21 protein-coding genes and 1 riboswitch are annotated in these 22,595 nt (G+C 30.4%); of the genes, 9 read left to right on the plus strand and 12 right to left on the minus strand.

The features are described from left to right. The first annotated feature begins 372 nt into the window (after positions 1–372). The 4 genes from NRK67_17190 (at position 373) to NRK67_17205 (ending at position 2,354) form a co-directional block, all read left to right on the plus strand. The gene (locus NRK67_17190) at positions 373–1,050 is read left to right on the plus strand and encodes an IS30 family transposase (GenBank protein UUV20062.1); all 678 of its coding nucleotides are present in this window, start codon (positions 373–375) and stop codon (positions 1,048–1,050) included. Between the two features lie 148 nt (positions 1,051–1,198). Further along, on the plus strand, positions 1,199–1,627 hold the full coding sequence (locus tag NRK67_17195; GenBank protein ID UUV20063.1) for a hypothetical protein: 429 nt from the start codon (positions 1,199–1,201) through the stop codon (positions 1,625–1,627). A gap of 203 nt (positions 1,628–1,830) precedes the next feature. After that, positions 1,831–2,097, plus strand: coding sequence for a type II toxin-antitoxin system Phd/YefM family antitoxin (locus NRK67_17200; protein ID UUV20064.1), 267 nt, complete (start codon positions 1,831–1,833; stop codon positions 2,095–2,097). Beyond that, positions 2,097–2,354: a Txe/YoeB family addiction module toxin gene (locus NRK67_17205; protein ID UUV20065.1), complete on the plus strand. Its 258-nt coding sequence runs from the start codon at positions 2,097–2,099 to the stop codon at positions 2,352–2,354. Before NRK67_17200 ends, NRK67_17205 begins: the two co-directional genes overlap by 1 nt. 1,058 nt (positions 2,355–3,412) lie before the next feature. Here the strand turns inward: NRK67_17205 and NRK67_17210 are convergent. From NRK67_17210 to NRK67_17230, 5 genes are all read right to left on the minus strand, one after another. Next, positions 3,413–4,813, minus strand: coding sequence for a sodium:alanine symporter family protein (locus NRK67_17210; GenBank protein ID UUV20066.1), 1,401 nt, complete (start codon positions 4,811–4,813; stop codon positions 3,413–3,415). A gap of 53 nt (positions 4,814–4,866) precedes the next feature. Beyond that, the gene (locus NRK67_17215; protein ID UUV20067.1) at positions 4,867–6,507 is read right to left on the minus strand and encodes a M20/M25/M40 family metallo-hydrolase; all 1,641 of its coding nucleotides are present in this window, start codon (positions 6,505–6,507) and stop codon (positions 4,867–4,869) included. Positions 6,508–6,646: 139 nt separating this feature from the next. Beyond that, positions 6,647–7,471 carry a response regulator gene (locus tag NRK67_17220; GenBank protein ID UUV20068.1) on the minus strand — a complete coding sequence of 275 codons (825 nt, stop codon included), beginning with the start codon at positions 7,469–7,471 and terminating at the stop codon, positions 6,647–6,649. 13 nt (positions 7,472–7,484) lie between these two features. Further along, positions 7,485–8,735, minus strand: a complete 1,251-nt coding sequence (locus tag NRK67_17225) for a sensor histidine kinase (GenBank protein UUV20069.1) — start codon at positions 8,733–8,735, stop codon at positions 7,485–7,487. A 558-nt stretch (positions 8,736–9,293) separates the two neighbouring features. After that, positions 9,294–9,908, minus strand: coding sequence for a transposase (locus NRK67_17230; GenBank protein UUV20070.1), 615 nt, complete (start codon positions 9,906–9,908; stop codon positions 9,294–9,296). 1,080 nt (positions 9,909–10,988) lie between these two features. Here NRK67_17230 and NRK67_17235 point away from each other — a divergent pair. Then, positions 10,989–11,501 carry a hypothetical protein gene (locus NRK67_17235; GenBank protein ID UUV20071.1) on the plus strand — a complete coding sequence of 171 codons (513 nt, stop codon included), beginning with the start codon at positions 10,989–10,991 and terminating at the stop codon, positions 11,499–11,501. Positions 11,502–11,729: 228 nt separating this feature from the next. Here NRK67_17235 and NRK67_17240 read toward each other — a convergent pair whose 3' ends face one another. Further along, complete coding sequence (locus tag NRK67_17240; GenBank protein UUV20072.1) at positions 11,730–12,152, minus strand: hypothetical protein; 423 nt, start codon at positions 12,150–12,152, stop codon at positions 11,730–11,732. Between the two features lie 269 nt (positions 12,153–12,421). On the opposite strand from NRK67_17240, the gene NRK67_17245 reads away from it, so the two are divergent. Both NRK67_17245 and NRK67_17250 read left to right on the plus strand, forming a co-directional pair. Continuing rightward, the gene (locus NRK67_17245) at positions 12,422–13,315 is read left to right on the plus strand and encodes an Abi family protein (GenBank protein ID UUV20073.1); all 894 of its coding nucleotides are present in this window, start codon (positions 12,422–12,424) and stop codon (positions 13,313–13,315) included. Between the two features lie 426 nt (positions 13,316–13,741). Beyond that, positions 13,742–14,263 carry an antirestriction protein ArdA gene (locus tag NRK67_17250; protein UUV20074.1) on the plus strand — a complete coding sequence of 174 codons (522 nt, stop codon included), beginning with the start codon at positions 13,742–13,744 and terminating at the stop codon, positions 14,261–14,263. An 82-nt stretch (positions 14,264–14,345) separates the two neighbouring features. On the opposite strand, the gene NRK67_17255 is transcribed toward NRK67_17250, so the two are convergent. The 5 genes from NRK67_17255 to NRK67_17275 all read right to left on the minus strand — a co-directional run bounded on the left by NRK67_17255 (position 14,346) and on the right by NRK67_17275 (position 20,160). Then, positions 14,346–14,642 (minus strand): hypothetical protein, encoded by a 297-nt coding sequence (locus NRK67_17255; protein ID UUV20075.1) that lies wholly within the window; start codon positions 14,640–14,642, stop codon positions 14,346–14,348. Positions 14,643–14,874: 232 nt separating this feature from the next. Further along, positions 14,875–16,428 carry an ABC transporter permease subunit gene (locus NRK67_17260; GenBank protein ID UUV20076.1) on the minus strand — a complete coding sequence of 518 codons (1,554 nt, stop codon included), beginning with the start codon at positions 16,426–16,428 and terminating at the stop codon, positions 14,875–14,877. Position 16,429: 1 nt separating this feature from the next. Next, positions 16,430–17,572 (minus strand): betaine/proline/choline family ABC transporter ATP-binding protein, encoded by a 1,143-nt coding sequence (locus NRK67_17265; protein ID UUV20077.1) that lies wholly within the window; start codon positions 17,570–17,572, stop codon positions 16,430–16,432. Between the two features lie 1,068 nt (positions 17,573–18,640). Further along, positions 18,641–19,327, minus strand: coding sequence for a GGDEF domain-containing protein (locus NRK67_17270; protein ID UUV20078.1), 687 nt, complete (start codon positions 19,325–19,327; stop codon positions 18,641–18,643). Beyond that, entirely contained in the window at positions 19,324–20,160 is an 837-nt protein-coding gene (locus NRK67_17275) for an MBL fold metallo-hydrolase (GenBank protein ID UUV20079.1), read from the minus strand. The genes NRK67_17270 and NRK67_17275 overlap by 4 nt, the downstream gene beginning before the upstream one ends. Before the next feature lie 329 nt (positions 20,161–20,489). Between NRK67_17275 and NRK67_17280 the strand changes: the two genes are divergently transcribed. Beyond that, positions 20,490–21,470: a prepilin-type N-terminal cleavage/methylation domain-containing protein gene (locus NRK67_17280; protein UUV20080.1), complete on the plus strand. Its 981-nt coding sequence runs from the start codon at positions 20,490–20,492 to the stop codon at positions 21,468–21,470. Positions 21,471–21,629: 159 nt separating this feature from the next. Here the strand turns inward: NRK67_17280 and NRK67_17285 are convergent, their stop codons facing one another. Continuing rightward, a complete protein-coding gene (locus tag NRK67_17285) occupies positions 21,630–21,797 on the minus strand; it encodes a hypothetical protein (GenBank protein UUV20081.1) in 168 nt (55 codons plus the stop codon). Between the two features lie 202 nt (positions 21,798–21,999). Continuing rightward, positions 22,000–22,086, plus strand: a riboswitch (cyclic di-GMP riboswitch). Positions 22,087–22,105: 19 nt separating this feature from the next. Between NRK67_17285 and NRK67_17290 the strand changes: the two genes are divergently transcribed. Next, positions 22,106–22,477 carry a tetratricopeptide repeat protein gene (locus NRK67_17290; protein UUV20082.1) on the plus strand — a complete coding sequence of 124 codons (372 nt, stop codon included), beginning with the start codon at positions 22,106–22,108 and terminating at the stop codon, positions 22,475–22,477. Positions 22,478–22,595 lie beyond the last annotated feature (118 nt).

A 22,595-nucleotide genomic window follows, 5' to 3' on the forward strand; every position in this document is an offset into this window, starting at 1 on the left:
GTGATAAGTTGAAGTTCACTCTAATTCTTAATTAGATTATAACATATAAAAATCAAAATAACTATTTCTTTCTAGCAATTTATTAGTTTTTGAATTAGTGAGTGTAGAATAGATAATAAATTAAGGGAGAGAAGAGTTTCTGTATGTAGTTATTTAGATTTTCAACTGATATGATGGAAAAATTGAGTAAATATACAGTTATTTTTTTGTATAACAAAAGGAACCAAAAAATATTATTTTTTAGTTTTTAATTTTAAGACATATAAATTTAATTTTTTAAATACTTGAATTGTATAATTAAATGCAACAAAAAAAATTCATAAATATTTCCTTGGTATAATGTAAGTGCGACCAAACATTAAAGGAGTATTTATGAATCATAAACATTTTACCATTGAAGAAAGAGAAAGTATATTTAAATTTTTAGCGCAAAAAAAATCAATTAGTTTTATTGCAGCTAAATTAAAGAAAAATAGAGTTAGTATTTATAGAGAAATTAATAGAAATTCAGTTGATGGTGAGTACACTCCTAATAAAAAGATGATAGAAGAAAGGTCTGAAGAAGCGAATGATAGAAGTGAGATTGGTCATTTTGAAAGCGATACTATCGTTGGCGCAGGAAAAAAAGGTGCTATGATGACTTATGTTGATAGGAAATCAAGATATCTTGTAGCGGAGCTAATGATTAATAGAAAATCAGATACTTTTAATGAGGCAACAATAGAGAATTTTAAATATATACCTAAAGAATACATAAAAACATTTACATCGGATAACGGGAAAGAATTCTCTAAATTTAAAGAATTAGAGGAAGCATTAGGTATTAAAGCTTATTTTGCTAACCCTTATCACTCATGGGAGAGAGGAACAAATGAGAATACAAACGGTTTATTAAGGAGAACTTTCCCTAAAGGGACTATTTTTAGTAAGATAAAGAGATGTGAATTTTATAAAGCGGTAAACAAAATTAATAATAGACCAAGGAAGTGTTTAAATTGGAAAACCCCAAAAGAAGTATTTTGGGGTGAAATTGAAAAGTGTTGCATTTAATTTGACAACGTAAGATGAAGATTTTGATGATAAAGAGAAAAATATCAGCTCTTTTGATGTAGAATTTACAGAAAGAATAACTAAAAAATTAATATCTATAGACACTAGATGTTCTAATTTTCTAAAATCAATAATCGAATACAATGATATGGTTATCAATCATATTCTCCTTGAAAATAAAATTGATGATTCTAAAAAATCTGTAATTATTAAGTCTGCTGCTGAAATAAGATATCTAAAAAAAGAATATGAATTTTTAAAGGAAATAGCTAAATCAGCTATTTTAGGTAGTCTTTGTATGAAAGAATTAACACTAAAATATAATGAAAAAATTATAAAAGAATTTAAATATAATTTTTCTAGAATTAAGACTTTTACCCAAGATTTAGAAAAGGAATTAATTGTTTTTGATCTATTATTTAATTGTGGAGAATATAAAGAATTAATTTTAAAAGCATTTTTATCCAGTAATGAAAAAATGACTCATGAAAATGTTGAGAGTTATTTCAACTATTTGACCTGGCTTGATAAAAAAGATAAATTAAATGAAGAGTATGAACTTTTCTTAGAAGATTAAAATATAAAAATGTATAAATAACTATTTTTTAAAGTTAGAGATATCTTATTTAGGCATTTCTTTTGTTTCTAAGCACTTCCGAACTATCCGATTGGGTTGGTGATCAAGTAACCGCATACGCGAACACTTAGATCGCCTAAAATAAAATTGAAATAATGTACGTTATCATGTACAATATAAATATAATAAAGGAGGAGATGAAAATGAAAGTAGCAAATTCAAGCGATGTTAGGAAAAATTTTAAAAAATACTTAGATCAATCTAGAGAAGATCACGAGCCCATTATAATAACTACTGCAAACAAAGAGGATATGATATTAACATCTAGAGAAGATTATGAATCTTTGTCTGAAACTATACACCTTTTATCTTCTAGGGCTAACGGGAACAGATTATTTGATTCTATTAAGCAATATGAAGATGGGAATACTACCAGTTTTACATTAGATGAATTAAATGGTGAAAAGTAATGAGAATAGAATTTACAGAAAATGGATTAGAAGACTATAATTACTGGGCTATTAATGATAAAAAAAAATTTAAAAGGCTAATCAAGGTAATAGAGAATATAATTAGGACACCGTTTCAAGGGATAGGTAAACCCGAGCCACTAAAAAATAATTTAAAAGGACTTTGGTCTAGAAGATTAGATATAGAACATAGAATAGTTTATATAGTGGAAGATGATAAAATAGTTATATTACAATGTAGATACCACTATGATTAATTTAGTGCCTCAATATTATATAGATAGTAAATAATGAAGATCAGTTAAGAACAATACTTCAAAATTTAAATTACTATAAGTTAAAAGGTTGTATTTATTATACTAAAAAAGATACCATATGGAAATAATAACACCTGATAAATTAAAATACTTAATAGAAACTCCTAAGATCTAGACTTAAAAATCTAGGTCTTTTTTTGATTCTTCCCACTTTTCGTGAAATTCTTAATTTATAGCACAAATTTTTAGTATTTTGGTGATGCCCTTTACAGGTACCCTTACAGCTGAGCAGATCCCAGAGTTCTGTTTTCTTCCAGGCATTTTTTCAAATTTTAAAAAATTATATACTATAATACTGTGTTGTTTTTAACCTAAGTGTAAAGTGTGATAAAACTTGTTGTAATAGAGCATAAAATCGTGTAATATTTAGTATGCTAAATTTAACGAGCGATAAAAGCGACACACTTAAAAAGAATTGTTTTGGGGATATAAATAGAAAAATAATAAATTCTTTTAAAAATGGAAATACAGCAATTTTAGCATATTCTCATAGTCTAGGATCCAGTGTTATTAAAGTCAATTTAAATGGATTTAGTAATGGTTTTAAAAAAATGAAAAACATAAGATATTACCATTAAATTTAAAATTTTAAATAACCAGCAATAAATGAAAGTTCTTAAATATTCTTTTTGTAACTTTCGTATTCAAAGTCAATAAAATCAGACTTAAAAGGACACTCCTAATTAGCCTTAACCCTGTCAAGTAGACAACAAAATAAAATAACTCCAGCGGTGATAATGATTATAGAAAATGAAGCCAATAATAATCAATACTAAATTTATCAACTAATTGAACAATTAAAATAGTACTTAAAATTTTCCAATATTTTTTGATGGAATATATCTTGAATAAGGGGATGGGATCAGGTATTAGGGCAATTAGCAATTAAATATGAAGAAAGGCTTTTAGAATAAATATTCTAAAAGCCTAACTAGTTTAGTAATTATAAAAGTTATCCAATATATTGGCATAAAATCAACTATATATTTTTTCCTTAATTAAACTTCTTTTTTAGACGGCTGCTTCTTGTTTATATCCTTTAGGTAGTACTTACCAGGTGTTGTAAAGAATTCCTTGGTAAGAGCCACAACTTCACCACTAAGACGAGTTATCGTATACATATTAGGTATGATGATCATCGCCAACAGAAGATCTAAGAACTGCCAGAGTAACCTTGCTCCCCCTATAGCTCCTACAATGATAGACCCAAGGTATACATATCTCATAACTTTTGAGAATTTAAGACCAAAAAGAAATTCTGCCTGCTTCTCTCCGTAGAATATAATAACTATTATTGTCGAAAGTACAAAGAACAACAGTGATATTGTAACCATGTATCCTCCAGCAGCTCCAAAGTAATGGGTAAAAGCTGCAGCTGGAAGTCCCGACGGATTGTCGAGGGCACCAGGAGCATTCCATAGACCAGATGAAAGAATTACGAAAGCGGTAGCACTACAGATTACCAGAGTATCGATAATTATTTCAAATATTGTCCATAGTCCCTGTCTTACAGGATGATCGTTTACTGCTGCTGCATGGGCTATTGGTGCTGTACCCATACCAGCTTCATTAGAATACACTCCTCTAGCTACTCCCCAACGTACTGTAGCGGCTATAGCTGAACCGGCAAATCCACCAATTGCTGCCATAGGTGTAAATGCATAGGTAAATATTATAGATAATACTCCAGGGATCTTATCTATATTCATTAATAGAATAATTACAGATGCCAGTATGTAGACACCTGCCATAAGAGGTACCAGCTTTTCTGTTACTTTTCCTATTCTCTTAATTCCTCCAATAACAACAACGGCAACGAGGATAAAGAGTGCTGCTCCTGTTATTGTAGGTGAAATGTTGAAAGATTCTTTGGCTGAAGCTGTGATAGAGTTAGACTGTATCATTACACTTGGTATAATTTCAAGCATAAGGAAGAATGAGAATAAAGTTCCCAGCCACTTCATATTCAGACCTTTTGTCATATAGTACATAGGTCCCCCTACATACTCCCCCTCAGAATTTTTCTCTCTGTATTTGTATCCCAAAACTACTTCAGCAAACTTTGCAGCCATTCCAAGGACTGCCATAACCCACATCCAGAATATAGCACCAGGTCCTCCAAAGCAAATTGCTGCAGGAACACCTATAATATTTGAAGCTCCAACCGTAGATGCTAGAGCTGCTGTAACTGCCTGGAAGGGAGATACCGTCCCCTCTCCGCCTTCTGGCTTACTTAGCATTTTTCCAAATGTCTGCTTTATAATATATGGTGCATACCTGATTTGAAAGAATCCCAGTCGAATCGACAGATATATACCTCCAAAACTCAACAATATTAACATGGGAAGTCCCCAAATCCAACCTGATATACTACCTATAACCGCTAAAAAATTATCCATAAATTACATCACCCTCCTAATGAAAAACGATATTATGCCCTGAAAGCCAAATTTTATCCCTTGAGAAGGTTTTTAAGAGTTTCATAAACAAACTTTGGTGCCACATCAAAGGAATATTTCCTTTCTATTCTTTCAGTGTACTGGTGGGCATCCTTACCAAATGGTCCTATATTTACTACTGGCAGATTTAGTTTTTGCATATCTTTTATAGGAAGGTCATACTTACTTCCAAAAGCAGGCATATTGAGAGTCAATGTATTTAAGACCTCTTCATCTTGAGGTGCTGAAACAAAACTCAGGTCTGAAATATAAGGATAGAATTTTTTATTTATAACATTATAACCGTGATCATGGCTTTCTACTGCCTGAGAAACAGACTCTAAAAGTGCTATTTCCTTTTGGTTTGACCCGTTTACATAGATGTGTGGATAGTATGGCGGCGAATAGTATAATATTACTACTGGATTCTTATCCGACCAGAGAGAGTGCACCTTTTCAATAACCTTCAGACCAAAATCTCTTTCGTCTATCTCTTCCTTACCTAGAAGTTCGTTCTTATACTTTTCTACAGCCGCTTCCAGCTTCTCTCCCATCTCTGCATGAACCAACTGGTACAACTCATCATAGGTTAGCACTCTTGGAACCCACGGAAGTTTTGTATGAGGGAACTTACTTGCAGCACAGAAATCTGTGTATCTGTCATTAAGAAGATCCACTACCTCTTCAAATGCCCCTTGAGCAGCTGTCTTCATCTTCTGGAGTACCATGTCAGGTGTGCTTATATGAGTAGCATAGTTAAAGTAAAGATTAGCTGTCTTTGGAATCTGTACCGAATATTCCTCTTTTAAATCTCTGTTTCTAAGAGTAATCGGCGGCAGGGATACCTCTTTTTCCACTACATCTGAATACTTTATATTTTTATCTACCTGAGTTATGATAGCACTGGTAATTAAATTTGGATCAAGACCTTTATACGGCTGGCCAACATGTGTTTCCTTTCCTACCACATAGAAAGAAGGCATCAGTTTCCCCACAGTTCCTATATATATGTATTTTTGATCATCCTCCTCATAACGGGGAGCCATGTAGTCGGTATCTACTACTGACAAATACTCAAATCCTTCTTTCTCCTGAAGTCTTACAAGCTCTGGAACAAATGAAAGCATTCCTCCTGAGCTTCCTTCTTCATCCCCAACTGCTGCAAAAATAAGGTTTCCCTCAAACTCTGAAATATTTTTTGTTATATCTTCTATTATTGTCATTATAGTGGCAACTCCACACTTCATGTCAAAGATTCCTCTACCAAAAAGCCAGTCCCCTGTTTCTAAATCCTTTTTGGCATCCTCTGGAAGTTTTAGCTCATTAAGCTTTTCCGCAAGTTCATATGGTTTTGTGGCATACTCTTCAAAACCGGAATAGTCACTAATCCCCACAGTATCTGAATGTCCTATTAAAACTACAGTTTTGTTGCTAGGAGCTTTTTCTCCCTTAACAATAGCCACTACATTTTTTCGTCCTATAGAGTCATTGTTAAAATCCAAGAAATTTAGAAGTTGGGGATTTTTTTTATAATAGGGCATATCAGAAAAGACTTCATATATCTTGTTACTGGCATCTATCTCCCCGCTTGTTCCTACAACACTAAGTACCTTCGTTAAGTCAATAGTCAACCTTTCAATTTTTTCGGCTAGCATATATTCCTCCTTTAAAATTTAGGTTTAAAGGTTACCTTTATATGGATAATTGATAAAAATATCCACAATAAAAGTCCCCTTGCTATAAGTATAGCCAGGGGACTCATTGAGCTTCATAGGACTTCAAAAAAAATTAAAATTAATCTTTTCGGCACTGAACAAGGAGGTTCTCAAAAAACTTAGTTGAACCCACCCTCCCTCCAGTAGAAGAATGTCCCCTTAGTTTTTCCATTTCCAGGCGGACCTCTTGAAAATCAAAAAGAGTATTAGAATATTTTATAAAAACTTCACTTAAATTATCTTCAATCCCAATATGAGAAATATTTTTTAAACCTACAGTTAATGCTCTTCGGATCCGTTGCTTTAAAACCTTGCTTTTAGAATTTAAAACTTTTGAAAGAGTTTCCCAGGGTTCACTGCTATTAATTTTTATACATTCACTACAGATATCTAAAATATCATGTCCTCCTTTCTCTCCTAAGATTCCCAAATTACTGAGAGTAAGCTGGATCTGTTCCGTATAATTAAAAATAGGAGAATTCTTTTCTTTATATGGAGTTCCAAAAATTTCCTGGACCATAGAGATCTGTTTTTTTAGCTCTATTTTTTCAGTCACTGATTTTATTATATTTATTACCTCTATTATATTGATTGGTTTATGAATAAAAAATTCTATTCCTGCCATGTATGTTTGTGCCACCATCTGAGAGTTCGAAACCTGTGAAATCATGATACAAGATATATCGGAGTTATCTTTCAAAATATTTTTGACTAAAGTAGCTCCATCCATACCTGGCATTAAATAATCCACCAATATAATATCCGGACAATATAACCTAATTTTTTCCAGAGCCATAACACCATCAAGAGAGGATCCAACTACTTTCCCCAACTTATTATTCATAACAATGTCTTTTAAAATCCTGATGATACTAGGATCATCATCAACAATAAAGATTTTCACAAGACCCCCTCCTCTAAATTTTTTTGGGTAGCTTAATAGAAAATATCGTTCCTATTTTGTATTCGCTGTCTACTGATATAGTACCTTTAAATTTTTCATCAATAAGATCTTTAACAAGAGTTAAGCCTATTCCTCTATTAATATTTCCTGTTTCAGGGTCGAATTTAGTTGAAAAGCCAGGGCTAAAAATATGTTTTAAGTGTTCCGGTGCAACCCCTGCTCCAGTATCTTTTACTGTAATTAATATAAAATCTTCCACTGCCGAAATATTTAAAATAATTAAGGGATTAAGTGCATTTTCTGAAGCTTCAATTGCATTTTGAACCAAATTTGAAAGAATAGACATGAAATAATAGTGATTTTTTACAAGGGCATTTCCTGAAAGAATACATTTAAACATTACCTTTTTCGTTTCTTTTAGCTGTTCCTCTATATTTAAAGTAAGAAGACTGGTTATGGTTTTTAGATCTAAATCTGATAGTTCCATAAGTTCTGGAAATGTTTTTTTTATCCCCTGTATTACACTAATATAACTTTTTTTTATCTCATGAACCTCTTTAGTGAGGTTCAAAAGATTTTCTCGAAGCTCAGATGAAACATTTTCTACTTCGCCCATTCTATAGGCTTCAAATGATTTTCCCATAACTTCTTCAATATGTGCCATATTTTTTTTCATAAAATAAATTTCACTTTTAAATGTTGAGGTGAGATTCAGCAAATAACGATATCGTGTTTCATGCTCCTGATTTATCAAAAATGATTTATAATGTTTCATAGAAATTATAAGGATTAGCAGCATTCCACTTCTTAAAAGTGCAACTATTAAAAGTCCTTTTAAGATGGTGATATTGATCCCACCAAAACCTCCTCTAAATAACATTTCTACAATATTTGATCCATAGTCACAAAAAATTGTAGTTATAATAAAATTTATGAGGGTTTTATTTTTTCTATGCTCATATACAAAATGAAAAATTAAACCATAGGTAATGTAAAAAGATATCTCTGGAAGAGTCATACTGAGAGCCACCTTGTAATCGTGCTGCGGCAAGAGAGTAAGATATCGGATTAGAGGTGAAATAAAAGCAGTTATACTGCATATACTGAGTGCTCCTAAATTTTCTTTGAGGTAGATAAAAAAAGGAAGAAAAACAATAGATATAGTGACAATAAAGCCCACCTTAAAGATCGGAAGGTGAAAGGTTGCTAAAGCTGCTATAATAAAGGATATAATGAATAACTGATAAAATTTTGACCTGCTCATGGATTATGCCCCTTTTTCTAAATTTAGTAGTATTTATTATTTAAATTTTTTTATTCGCTATCATATATTTAATCAATAGATTATACCACCAATTATCGGTAAATTAAAATTTTAAGCTATTGTTATAATTGCGGAGAATATAAACACTTTTTGTCTCTAGCATTTGAACCTTTGAGTTATTTAATTGCTCCACCACACACTAATTTTGAAAGTTGTGATATTTATAAAAAAAATTCAAAGATATTTATTAATCATAAAATAAACTTTGTAAGTATACTTCATTCGAGTTTTGTTACTCCTTCCCCTAAAAACACTAAATACTATTTTAGAACTATATGGAAAAATCCCTATATAAGTATCCTAATCCCCAATTTGTTAAATTATCCCTATAGGCCTAGCGTCCATACCCATCAACTTAAGGAAAATTAAAAGAACTTAAAATTATTTTAACTAGATTTTGGGTTCTTTTTCTATTTTATTATTATCTTATTTTATTTTTGTATATCATAAAATGAAAAAGCCTTAGCTTTTTTTCTCAAAGTTATAAAATTTTAAAATTTAAGTCACGAGCTTTAAAATTTCATCTGATATAATCTCTCCTTTTCTTTTTGATTTCAAACAAGTTTTAGGGACTAATATCCTTAATTTTCCTAGCATAGAAACGATTTTATAGTCATAATGATGGAGTTTATACAGATAGTAGCTGATCTTTTGAAAAACTTTTTTCTCACTTAATACCAAAGATTCATTATCTATCTCATCTTTTAAAATATTTGAGATTTCACTATTTACAAGGATATTTATTAACTTTCCATAGAAATGTGCTTCTACTCTTTCTTTTTTTAATTTTCTTGTTCTTTCATCTATTTCTAATATAGATTTCCAATTCTTAAAATCTAGTTCTATTTGCCATCTTAAACTGTAAATAGGATATATTTGTTCTTTTGTGTATGTTTTTTCTGAAAGGTTTATTATCATAAATCCATACTTGGCAATATCTCTTTTTTCTTCTTTTAAATAAGATCTTGGATCTCGAATTTTTTTAGTTACTGTTCTTAATCTTCTCTCTTGTAAAACACCATCTAATCTAGTAATTATTAGTCTACAGGATAGTTTTTCAGTATCAGAACCCACATATACATCTTTTATTTCTTTAACCTCTCCTTCGGTCATTGTGCTACATTTTGACTCTAAATCTATGGGAATAAACCTACTTGAAGGTTTAATCCTACCATTCTTATAGTAGTTTGGATTAGGATTTTTAATTAATTAAGGAATTATATTCTGAAGAATGGTTGCGAAAAATGCTTATTATTCGAAGTAATGATTTTAAATGAATATGAATTAATTGGTTTTTAAAATTCAAGCAAGTAAAAAGGCATTCAGCAAGCTGAACGTAAGAAAAATATGAGAGTAAGAATTATTCGTACAAATAAATACCATATTTTTTATGGATTATTTTTGAAATTCCCATAGGGATATTACAACGAGGACAAATCAAAGGATCTGTTCCTGTCATTTTTTTATTTGTTCATTCCAAGGAATAGAAGTTGTAGCAAAAAGTTTTTTTCTTTTAGGCCACGCTCCGTTTTTTTCCCGAAAACCCCACATTGCTTCTTTAACCCTTAATTTTAATGGATGATATCAGTTTAGCTGATGTCATCCATTTTCTCATAAACTATAATTTTTGGACCTTGAAATTTAAAGGTGGTTTTGAAACTAATTTATAGATAGAATAGTCTCATAAGTGTTACCAAAACTACTCTCAAAATCTATGTATCGAAAATATAGGTTGTAGAGGTCCCCTTATGAAGCCTTGAGATATAAGAATACTTAATAGACCAAGAAATACAGATTAACAACTGAATTAGAAAAAATATGTTTTTGGATAAATATAAAATAGAGAGTAAAGATAGTTTTTCCCCAATGTGGGGTTTCTGGGAAAAAAACGGAGCGTGGCCAAAAAGGGCACTTAGATAAACTAAATCTATTTGTCCTTTTTTAGTTGTGTAACTATGATTTTTAAGACTATAATCAATTTCATGTTAGGTCTAACACGATTAAAATCTAAAATCGCTTAGAAACGAAATTAGAGAGTATTAAAACTTTAAAAAAATTGACTTCTTAAAAATTTAAAGATAATATTAATTTGAATGAGACTTAAAAAAGCTTAAAAAATAAATAAAAAGGGAGAAGAAAATGAAAAAATTAATAACGATTATAACAATTCTAATAATAACAGGTTGTAGTCCTATGACAGTAAAACAATTAAATGATTTTGATGGTAATAGTAGGATAACTAAGAGCTATGATAATTATAAAAAGAAAACTAAATATACTACAGATTATCAACTTGATTTTAACATTGATGGAAGGATTACAGGTCAAGACATGACCATAACAAAAATAGTAGAAGACGATGGAAGTAAATTTACTTTTGCATCTATAAATTTTGAATCACGGGATTGGATGCGACCATATGAAATGATATTCAATTTTGATAATGAAATGTATACAGTAAAACTTGAAGCTCAACAAAAAGAGGTCTTTACTGAGTTTGGTCATGTAAGGGTAAGAGAAAGATGTACCTTTGATATACAAGATGATTTTTTTGAAAAATGGATAGCTGCTAAAAATATAAGTTATAAAGTATATACTACTAATGCTGGAAGTTTTGAAAAATATTTGCCAATAGATAAAAACGGAAAATGGTCTACAAATTATAGAACTTTTGATAAAATTTTATTAGAATTATTAAAAAAATAAATTTTAAAAGACTCTAAAGGTATAAACACAAGTGGAAATAATGTAACGCGAAGAACGAAAGTTCCATAATAACTATTTTGGAACTTTCAAAAATGGAGTCAATAAAATCAACCTTAAAAGGACACTAAAATTTTAGTGTCCTTTTATTTAATACTTTTTCATTTTTTGTTTGCAATTTCCTCTTTATTTTGTCCACGGTTTTCAAATTAAAAATAATACTTTTGTTCTTTACTGGATTAATATACAAAAATCTTTTTCATGTTTAAAGATATGATCAGTTATATCAATAGCTTTTAATTTTCCAAATATTTCCCCGAGATTATCGTCGTTAGGGACCCCTTTTATATCTAGCTCAGAAAAACTTTTTTCTATTGGATTTAATCTAAAAGGAATTAAAGGGTTCTCATTCTTTTCAAGATACTTTTTTAAAGAGACCATAGGTATCTCAAGATTATTGCTATATCCTAAATATATTAATTTAGTATCATTTAGTATTAGAGCATAATACTCACTTTTAGTTTTTAAAAATCTTGAATCTTGAATATCTATGTTGGTATTATTTAACTTTTCTTGTTTATCTATCATTAAATAATTTTCAGTTCTACTTCTATCTCTACCATTTCCTAATTCTGCTACTATAATATAATACAAAATGATCACCTCTTATTATAAATTTGATTTTACGTAATTATATATAATAGTTTTAATTTTATTTCCTTTTAAATTAATTGATGAAGTGGAAATAAGATAATTATAAAGAATTCAAAAAACTTGATAAAATACAAAATATAGTCTATAATAGTTTATATAAGAGTTGTAACGATTTTTATTAAAGGTATTTATAATATATCAGCCACGCTTAATGGTTTACCATGCGTACCAGGGCTGATTTTTTTTTGAATAATTATAGGAGAGATCAGATGAAATATAACAAAAGTCATTTTACAATTGATCAGCAAATTGAAAAGATAAAATCTGATGGTTTTATAGTAAACAATGAAGATCAATTAAAGGTAATACTTGAAAATTTAAATTACTACAAGTTAAAAGGCTATATATATTCGACTAAAAAAGAATATGGCGGTAGTTTCTCTGAAAAAAATATAGATATTTTAGAGGTTATAGATACTTATAATTTTGATGAAAAACTCAGAACTTTTTTGTTTGAAATCCTTGAAAAAATAGAGGTTTCTTTAAAATCAAAAATAGCAAATGTTTTAAGTAATGATATTGGAACATTTGGATACCTAGACAATGATAATTTTAAAGTAAAATTAGGATCTAAAAAATATTTTAGTCACACTAATTTTTTAACTAATTTAGAAAACTATCAAAATAGAAGTAAAGAAGATTTTATGGTTCATTACAGATCTAAATATACTGAAGAAAAATACACTCCTCTATGGATGATGGTAGAACTCCTTCCATTTGGTGATCTTTCTAGATTTTATGAAGCTTATAAAAAGAATAAAAAGATATCCAGGCAATATGATTTAAGCCCTGATATACTAGCTTCATGGCTTCACAGGTTAACTTTAATAAGAAATTTTTGTGCTCATAACAGTAGAGTATGGAATAGGAAATATAATAAAATTAGTTTAAAAAAAGATTGGAATTATCACTCTTGGTTTTATCTTGAAGGAACATTATTCTTTATAAAATATATAATTGATAAAATTAAACCAGAATACGATTTTAATCCTCTTTACACTTTAATTGATGGATTTATAAAAAAATACCCTGGTAAAGCTATTTATATGGGAATAATGACTCCTGATAAATTAAAATATTTAATAGAAACTCCTAAGATCTAGACTTAAAAATCTAGGTCTTTTTTTAACCCTTCCCCACCCTTTCTGGATAGAATCTATTGTCTATTCCCTCCTTTCTCAAAGTTCTTTTTACATTCCAGGCAATTTAATCCAATTAAAACCCTGCCTAAAAGTTAAAGGTCTGAGGACAGAAGTTTCACCACTTCTACTTTTATCCCTACTTTTAGGTGGCTTATTTGGAAACTGTCGTTCACTCCGTTAAAACTACTTTCCCTTTGCGATTTTCCAAATTTTAAAGAAAAATTTCCAGAAGAAGCATTGAGATTAATAGCTTCTAGCCAGAGCACCGTTCCAAAAATGTGTCCCGTTGATAGTTAGGTTATCTTCATTTTTCCACACTTCTGAAAAGTTTTTCTTTTATATTTAGGGTGATTCGTGATTCACACTATATTCTAGGAGGTGTTAAAAATGACTATTAATTTATATCTAGCTTCATTTGATACTTGTCATGATTGGGCTGGCAGGTGGTTTGAGATTAGTTCTTTGAAGGATTTAAAAGAAGCTGTATCAGTATGTAACAGTTTTGGGGTAGAGGAGATAGAGGTCTGTGATTTTGGGGGGGATTTTAGATTTGAAGATATCGGTGGTAATTTTATGATTAATTTTCTTTTCTATCACTTCGAGACCTTAGAGGAGATCTATGAGACCATAGAGCCTAGAGTTGTGAGAGATTACTTCTTGCAGTCATACCAGATAGATGAGGTTCTTTCAGCTTATAGCAGCTCCTCCATAGATGTTATAGACCGTGGAGAGTCCATCTTATCTGACGCGGAGTTAGTTGGCTATTATTTTGCAGAGATCATTGATTTTCATAGGATACCGGGTATTTTTAGAGATTATTTTGATTATGAGGCCTATGGGAGAGATATCATCATTGGTGGGACCTATGAGATCTTAGAGAGTGATAGTTGTATCTATCTTATTTCGTAGAGACAGCCCCGAGAGGGGCTGTCTCCTATTATTTTTTTATTAGTCATAAGGTATAATTGATTATAGCGATTAATTATACTTTTTAAGATATTGGATACTGTCCCCATAACTTTTTATAGGTCTTAGAAAAAAAATTTCGCAATTTAATTTTACCTCTATTTCCATCTTTTAATATAATAATGTTTATTAAAGTATCAACATGAGTTTGCATAAGATGGATAAAAAAATTTATTTCAGAAATACTCAAAGGCGATTCGACATTATAAATATTAGTAAATAGAACACCTTTAAGATTCTTTTTTAGAGTCATTTTAAGACCTTTTTCTTTTGTGATTTTCATAATTTCATAAATTTCATCATAGATATTTTCAGTTATCATTGAAATACCTCCTTTTATTAATATATGTTTTATCTTTATAGGGAAATATGTTATATTATTTATTAAATATAGGCACATTATTAATAATAGAAACTTATTGAATACCACAATTTTACTATGAAAAGTGCCTATATTCTAAAGTTATCCCATTTATTTTTTATAAAAAAACTTCCCAATTAAATAGATCATAGATCTAATAATTGGGAAGTTTTTTTTACTGAATTTAAAGCTATTAATTTAAGAATTTTTTTATAAACTCTCTGGCAGCTTCCCTTGGAGTATAACCTTTTTCATCGACAAGATAATTTAATTCCTGCATCTCATTGTCCGAAATTTTACCCCCTAATTTATTTAATACTTTTTCTATTTCCGGATGTTTTTTCAACACTTTAGAGTTTACAACGGGAGCAACATTATATGGTGGGAAAAAACTTTTATCATCTTCTAATAAAGTTAAGTCATATTTTTTTATCCTTCCATCAGTACCATATCCAACAATTATATCTAAATCATTATTTTTTAAAGCAGGAAATAAAAGACCTACATCCATTCCTTTTATTTCTTTTAACTCTATATCATAAACTTTGTTAACAGCCTTATTTCCGTCTTGACGATCAACATATTCATTGTCACTACCTAATCTAAACTGACCCTTGTGTGATGAGATGTCAGATATTGTTTTCAAGTTGTATTTCTTGGAATTTTCTTTTGTCGTTAAGAAAACAAAAGTATTGTTAAAATTTAAAGGATCTAAAACATTTAAATTATATTTTTCTTTGAATTTATTTTTTACAATTTGATATGTTTTTTCAGAATCTAGGATATCTTTTTGTTTAAAAATAGAGATATAAGCTGTACCGGTATATTCAGGGTAGATATCTACTTCATCATTTGTTATAGCTTGTAAAACAACCTGAGTACCGCCAAGTTCGATTACTTTAGGTATATAATCAGTATATTCCTCTATAAGCTGAGCATAAACTTCTCCTAAGATTCTTTGTTCGGTAAAGTTTTTATGTCCAATGATAATAGTTTTATTTTTTATTGTATATTCTTGGTATTTAATATTTGCAACAATCAATATGGGGATTAAGAAAAGTATAGCGATAGAGCCTAATACTTTTTTTCTGTTACTCTGGATATAACTATTTTCTCTGGAATTTCTTTTAGGGGTAAGAGCTGTTTCAGCTATTCCCATTATATAGTTGACAGCTATTGCCAGCATTGCCGTAGGAATAGCCCCCAATAATATCAATTGATTGTTGTTCGAGGCAATACCTCTAAATATAAAGTCTCCCAATCCCCCTGCCCCAATTAACGATGCAATTGTTGCTGTTCCTATACTGGTAACTGTAGATACTTTTATTCCTCCCATCATAACTGGGATTGCCAATGGTAACTTTATTTTGAATAGTATTTGTTTGTTGCTCATTCCTATTCCTGTAGCACTCTCTATTAAAAAGTCTTCCACTTCAGCTATTCCAATATAAGTGTTCATAATTATAGGAAGTAATGCGTACAAAAAAAGTACAAAAATTGCCGGTTTAATTCCTATTCCCAGTACTGGTATTATCAGACCAAACAATGCCAAGCTTGGAATTGTTTGAAAAACACTTACAGTACTTAGGGTATACTTTGAGAGAGACTTACTTTTAGATATATATATTCCTACAGGAACTCCTATTAATATCGCCAGTGTAACAGCTGTCAAAGAAATCTGAAGATGTTCAAAGAGAGCTTTTATTAAATCTGCTTTATATTTTGCCATAAAATTCATAAATTCCATATTAATTCACCTCCGCTATAGATGGAGTAATATCTGATATTACATTTAATAGATTAGATGGGGTAATGGCCCCTATTAAATTTCCTTCCTCATCATTTACAGGAAAGACCTTCAATTTAGTATCACTTATTTTATTCAATACGTCCAACAAATTTTCCCTTTCATCCAGAGAAATAAATTTAGTATACATCAAGTCTGTGATTTTAGTATTTTCATCTAAGATCTCTCTTCTGTGAAAAATTAATTTTTTAGTAATTATTCCCTGAACCTTCTCTTTTTTTCCAATCTTTTTTATTACAAAAACAGCATCTATTTCATAATTTTTCATTTTTTCATATGCTCTGGCTATATGAGAGTTCTCAAGAACTGTAGGAATCTTAGTTTTCATAATATCCTTCACCAAAAGCATCTCTGGAGTTTTCCATAACCTGTCATTTCCTATAAAATACTCTACAAAAGAATTTTTTGGACGATTTAAAATGTTTTCAGGGGTATCAAACTGAAGGATCTCTCCTTCCTTTAAGATAGCTATCTTATCTGCCAGCTTTAAAGCTTCATCCATATCATGAGTTACAAAAATTATGGTTTTTTTTAATTTTTCCTGTAATGAGATCAGCTCATCTTGTAAATTTTCCCGTGTAATAGGATCTAATGCAGAAAATGGTTCGTCCATCAAAATAATATCTGGATCTATAGCCAATGCTCTGGCTATTCCTATTCTCTGCTGCTGTCCGCCGGATAGTTCTTCTGGATATCTATTGTAATATGTTTCATCTAAATCCATTAATTCCAGTAACTCTAATGTTCTTTCTTTTGCTTTATTCTTATCCCATTTGAGGATACTGGGAACTATCTCTATATTTTCCCCTATCGTCATATGGGGAAACAGACCTACTTTTTGTATGACATAGCCTATTTTCTGCCTTAAAAGAACAGGGTTATAGTCATTTATATCTTTTCCATCGATTAAAATCTCCCCTGAAGATGATTCTATTAATTTATTAATTAATTTCATCAGGGTTGTCTTTCCACATCCTGATTCTCCTATAAGACAATAAAATTTTCCATTTTCAAAATCTATAGAAACATTTTTTATCACCTCTGTTTTCTCAAAATTTTTAACAACATTTTTCAATTTAATCATATATTCCTCCTTAATAAAAAAAAACACTCTAACTCAACTACCATAGTGGTAATAGAGTTAGAGTGTTTAAGTTTCGTCTGATAGACTCACAATATGCCACATAAGTAGCATAACTCATTGCCTCAAAAGAGACCCTGAATAAACCCCAGTTCTACAAATATTTTTCAAATAAAATTTTCCTTTTGTCCAATTGATTCGTATCTATACTATAAAAAACATTATAAACCTCGCCAATTAAGTATTCATTTTATCTACTTCATATTCTATTCTTTTCATCCATTATAACACATAAACTAAATAAATCAACCGTTATAACCATTATATATATATTATGAAATAAATTTATTAGATCCATTTTCTACCTCCAAGTTGATATTTATCTAATATAAATATCACTCCTACTTTCACAAAATTCTTAATTTACAACGTAAATTTCTGGTATTTTGGTGATTCCCTTTATGGGTAAAAACCATCAACTCTTAAAAATTAGATAGGCATCCAACATCTTTCTCTCATTCCTGGCGATTCTCCGAAAGATCGGCTGGAGACCAGCTCCTGCACGACCAGGTATCAGCTTACCTCTTTCGTCCTTATTGGAGACGGACTCGGAGGATCTCCAGCCGAGGGGAACTTACTTCATCCCCCCTCACACTCCCCTTGGCTACCCCCTCTAATCGGTAGCGTTCGTGAGGGGATACTCATATGGGGTAGCACTTCGCGGAGTCAATAAATACAGGATTGGGTGAACCTCGACCATCTCTGCCATCCAATGACCCTCTGGGTAGAAGAACACGCAGTTCATTCCCTGAAGAAGCGATCCTCGAAGCCTGGCAGGGATAAGCGGTCTCGGATATCCTTTTTTATATCTAATATTATAGTTTTAGACTTAAAAACTTAAAAACAATCAAAAAAGAGCAGATGAATGAAGATAGCATCTACTCTTTTTCTTCTCAAAGTTCTTAATTTATGATAATAAATTTATAGATACTTTGGTGATACCCTTTACGGGTACATTTTTCTAACTCAAAACCTATGTTTAAGGCAAAAAGGTCGCTCCGCCTTTCCAACTTAATATTCCACCCTGTTTCTTCCATTATCTTTAGCTGTATAGAGTTTATTGTCTACTCGTTTTATAAAACCATCCAAATCTTCTTCAAAATTAAAGGATACCACTCCAAAACTACATGAAACCTTTTCTATATTTTTTATCTGGAAGTTATAGATCAATTTTCTTATTCTCTCTGCGACTAATACTGCAAACTCCAAAGAAGTATTAGGAAGCAGTACCATAAATTCTTCTCCGCCCCATCGGCAGAAAACATCTGTTTCCCGGACTGATTTTTTTACCAGTTTAGATATTTCAACCAAGACCAGATCCCCTATATCATGGCCATATCTGTCGTTGATATTTTTAAAAAAATCAATATCAAACATAATTATTGAAAGGTCTGTTCTATATCTTTTGGATCTTAGAACCTCCACCTTAATAACTTCATTAAATTTTAGACGGTTATATGCCTTCGTCAGATGGTCTGTTTCTGAAAGGCGGGTTACATGTTCTAGGTTCTCCTCAAGTTTCTTACTTAATTTAACATAATCATTTATCAGAGTTTTAAAAAGCTCTCGTTGAATTTTATTATGAGCTATCTGGCTTCTGTGCTCAATCAATAGTTTTAATACCTCCGGATGATCATTACAGACATCCAAATCTTTTACAACAGCTTTAAATATGTCGCTTTTTTTTATTTTTTTCATATCTGATCATCCTCGAGAAATTGGTCTATACCAATTTTCTTTTCTTTTTTTAGAATGTCCATTATAAAATTGATATCCTTACTTCCCCTGATGAGACTCCCATGCTGGGAAGCTATTGTTTTTATAGGTAATTTTTTTATTTTATCCAGTGCAAAATCTAAAGATTTTTTAGAAGTCATGATTTTTTGATGGAAAAACAAGATCTTTGAGATAGGACACTCTTTTTTTCCTAATTTACAGTTAAATGGACCAGATAAACTATAGTCAGAACAGGTATGACAAGTGCTGTCTAAATTAGAAAATAGATCCCATTCTTTAGCGGTACTTCCAAAAAGATCACTGCTGAAAAGTGTTCCTGTCTCCTCATCAAAGGTAACAAAACTTGCACTTGAATGACAGTAAGGAGTCATTATAAATTTCAGTTTTCTTCCAGTTGCAAATTGAAATTCAAATTGATTTTTTTCTATACATTCGCTTTTAAGGTTTGTACCATAATATTTAATAAAAACATTGTTATCTTCATGGGAAAGAATACTTAAATCATCGTTATCAATCAATTCTTCAAAGTCCGGGATACTCCCACATAGGTCAGGATCATAATGATGGTATATTAATTTCTGTATATTATTAGGATTTACACCTGTCTGTAATATTTTTAACATCACAGTACTAAAATCATTCCTGCTTCCACCATCAATTAAGACAGCTTCATCTCCTTCAATTATTAAAAATGGATTACAGTGAAGAAAATATTCATCGTCGTAAAATCCAACCCAGTAAATTCCTTTAGCTATCTCTATAGGCTCCTTGTATTTTGATATTTTATTATTCATAATTATTTACCCCTTTATTTTGTGATTTAGAAAATTATTTAGAATTTATTTTCATACTTTTATATTATTTATACACAAGTTCCCGCTGATTTCTTTTATTATTCAAATTTTTTCTGTATTTTCAAAGGAATATGTTTTTTATCCAGTATAAAATAATAACTTTTAGACGTTACACCTCTAAAAAAGGCCATTTTAACTACTCTTCCCTAAATGGCCTTTTTTTTATTGTATTTTTTTATTACAGTACTTACCATAATTTAATTTATAGACCTATCTAAAAAAAGGATTTTACTTAATAAATAATAAATATATATTAAGGATGTGATTTTATGAATAAAAAAAATGGGTTTACTATAATTGAATTATTAATAATTATTGCGATTATAGGTATTTTAGCTGTGACAGCTATCCCAAAGCTTCGAAAAGAATTAAATAAAGGGAAGGTGGCAAAGATTCAGCATAAATTAGGATTGATCAGGTCCAAACTTTCCATTGAAAGTAATATTTCTTTTGAATTCCCTGATTTAGTTTCCAACGATATAAATTTATTGAATAAATTTGATATCCATCCTACAGAACCTTTTTCATCTGATAGTAATTCATATGGAGAAACAGATAAAGTAGTTTCTGCTAGAGATAATAGTGGTGGATGGTACTATATTAAGGAGGAAGGAGAAATCTATGCCAACCTGCCTAATGGTGCCTATACTGGGGATCCTAAATATGAAATTTGGAATGATAAATTAATAAAATTATCAGACCTTCAAAATTTAGAAGATGTTGGCGATGTGAAAGCTATGGAAGTAAATGATAGAGGAGAGTATATAAATAACCCTAGTTTTGAAAATCTAAATACTGGAGTGTATGCTCAAGTAGATGCCAGTAGTATTGAACATTGGAATACTACAGCTTCAGATAATAAAATAGAAGTATGGAGTGACGGCTTTCTAGGCGTTCCAGCAGCAGATGGGAATCATTTTTTAGAATTAAATGCAAATGAAGTAGCTTCATTATATCAGGAAGTTGTTACAATACCGGGAACAGTTCTAAAATGGTCTATAAATCACAGAGGAAGGCTAGGAGAAGATACGGCTACCATTAGTGTCGGTAATGGAGAAGACGCCGTTATTTTAGAAACTATGAAAGATAGTAATGATCAGTGGGGTACTTATACTGGTACATATATAGTTCCAGAAGGACAGACGGTTACTACATTTTATTTAAACTCTGTTGATTCGACAGGAGGCAATAAAACTGTAGGAAACTTAATAGATAATTTTTCAGTAAAAGCAGATTTAAATGAAGATTAATAAAAAAATAAAGGAAATTACTTATTAGAGAGTATAAATGATTAGCCTTTTAATATTATATTGGTTATAAAAAGAGCCATTTCAACTACTCTTACCCTAAATGGCTCTTTTTTAATGGAAAAAACACCCTCAAATTTTTAAGGTGTTTTTTTCATTATTTTACCATAGATATTCCAAATTAAATCCTACACCTGTTTCCTCTCCATTACTGTCATCGCTATAACTTACTCCTCCACCTACAAGAAAGACTGGAGTTACTTCTACTTCCACACCTATTCCTACTAAAACCATATTTTCACCTCTATTCTGCCCAGAAAAAGTAGTCATTGAATATGGTGTGTGTCCTGTCTACTCTTAGATCAGCCATATCAAAGCCGCTTTCAACAACCAATACAAAAACTATCGTGGATTTAGAATTCTTACTTAAAACATGGTTTTAAAATTTATATACGTTGAGTTAATATTCTTATCTTGAAAATTGTTAAAAACTAATAAAATGTGATATATTCTAAATAAGAAAATAAATAGTTTTGAAAAAAGGCAAAGCAAAGGAAACTTTGTGACGCAAAGCTATAGGGTCTGAGTCCTGTAATGGATATGATAGCCAGTTGTCAAAATTTCTTTAGGGGGACAACATGCTTAAAATTCTGCTCAACAAACTTATTAAAAATAATTTTTTAGGTGAAGAAATAAAATCAAAAGAAGAAAGAGAATTGTTAAAAAGCTGTAACCAAGCTATTAAACTCAACCCAGATAATCCAGATGGTTACTTCAATAGAGGAAATTTAAAGTTTAAATCAGGGGACTACCAAGGTGCAATGAAAGATTATAATAAAGCCATAAGATTAAACCCCGAATATTTACAGGCATATCATAGTAGGGCAATAACAAAAGAGAGATTAGATTATTACAATGGAGCTATCGCTGATTATAACTTTATTTTAAAAATAAATTCCTCAGATATATTAGCATATAAGAATAAAAATATTATTCAACAAAGATTTTAGCATAATGTAATAAGATATAGAAAGAGAAATTATCTATATCAATGCCCTACTTGAAAACACTAAAACATAATGATAAATATGTTAAAATGTAGCGTTTTGTTAATATAACTATAATTGT

Source organism: Fusobacteria bacterium ZRK30 (genome assembly GCA_024628785.1).
Lineage (GTDB): Bacteria > Fusobacteriota > Fusobacteriia > Fusobacteriales > Fusobacteriaceae > Psychrilyobacter.

What these genes read in the sequence shown, in the direction of transcription:
- NRK67_17190 (UUV20062.1), top strand. Translation starts at nt 373, where the DNA reads ATGAATCATAAACATTTTACCATTGAAGAAAGAGAAAGTATATTTAAA.
- NRK67_17195 (UUV20063.1), top strand. Translation starts at nt 1,199, where the DNA reads ATGGTTATCAATCATATTCTCCTTGAAAATAAAATTGATGATTCTAAA.
- NRK67_17200 (UUV20064.1), top strand. Translation starts at nt 1,831, where the DNA reads ATGAAAGTAGCAAATTCAAGCGATGTTAGGAAAAATTTTAAAAAATAC.
- NRK67_17205 (UUV20065.1), top strand. Translation starts at nt 2,097, where the DNA reads ATGAGAATAGAATTTACAGAAAATGGATTAGAAGACTATAATTACTGG.
- NRK67_17210 (UUV20066.1), bottom strand. Translation starts at nt 4,813, where the DNA reads ATGGATAATTTTTTAGCGGTTATAGGTAGTATATCAGGTTGGATTTGG.
- NRK67_17215 (UUV20067.1), bottom strand. Translation starts at nt 6,507, where the DNA reads ATGCTAGCCGAAAAAATTGAAAGGTTGACTATTGACTTAACGAAGGTA.
- NRK67_17225 (UUV20069.1), bottom strand. Translation starts at nt 8,735, where the DNA reads ATGAGCAGGTCAAAATTTTATCAGTTATTCATTATATCCTTTATTATA.
- NRK67_17230 (UUV20070.1), bottom strand. Translation starts at nt 9,908, where the DNA reads ATGACCGAAGGAGAGGTTAAAGAAATAAAAGATGTATATGTGGGTTCT.
- NRK67_17235 (UUV20071.1), top strand. Translation starts at nt 10,989, where the DNA reads ATGACAGTAAAACAATTAAATGATTTTGATGGTAATAGTAGGATAACT.
- NRK67_17245 (UUV20073.1), top strand. Translation starts at nt 12,422, where the DNA reads ATGAAATATAACAAAAGTCATTTTACAATTGATCAGCAAATTGAAAAG.
- NRK67_17250 (UUV20074.1), top strand. Translation starts at nt 13,742, where the DNA reads ATGACTATTAATTTATATCTAGCTTCATTTGATACTTGTCATGATTGG.
- NRK67_17255 (UUV20075.1), bottom strand. Translation starts at nt 14,642, where the DNA reads ATGATAACTGAAAATATCTATGATGAAATTTATGAAATTATGAAAATC.
- NRK67_17260 (UUV20076.1), bottom strand. Translation starts at nt 16,428, where the DNA reads ATGGAATTTATGAATTTTATGGCAAAATATAAAGCAGATTTAATAAAA.
- NRK67_17265 (UUV20077.1), bottom strand. Translation starts at nt 17,572, where the DNA reads ATGATTAAATTGAAAAATGTTGTTAAAAATTTTGAGAAAACAGAGGTG.
- NRK67_17270 (UUV20078.1), bottom strand. Translation starts at nt 19,327, where the DNA reads ATGAAAAAAATAAAAAAAAGCGACATATTTAAAGCTGTTGTAAAAGAT.
- NRK67_17275 (UUV20079.1), bottom strand. Translation starts at nt 20,160, where the DNA reads ATGAATAATAAAATATCAAAATACAAGGAGCCTATAGAGATAGCTAAA.
- NRK67_17280 (UUV20080.1), top strand. Translation starts at nt 20,490, where the DNA reads ATGAATAAAAAAAATGGGTTTACTATAATTGAATTATTAATAATTATT.
- NRK67_17285 (UUV20081.1), bottom strand. Translation starts at nt 21,797, where the DNA reads ATGACTACTTTTTCTGGGCAGAATAGAGGTGAAAATATGGTTTTAGTA.
- NRK67_17290 (UUV20082.1), top strand. Translation starts at nt 22,106, where the DNA reads ATGCTTAAAATTCTGCTCAACAAACTTATTAAAAATAATTTTTTAGGT.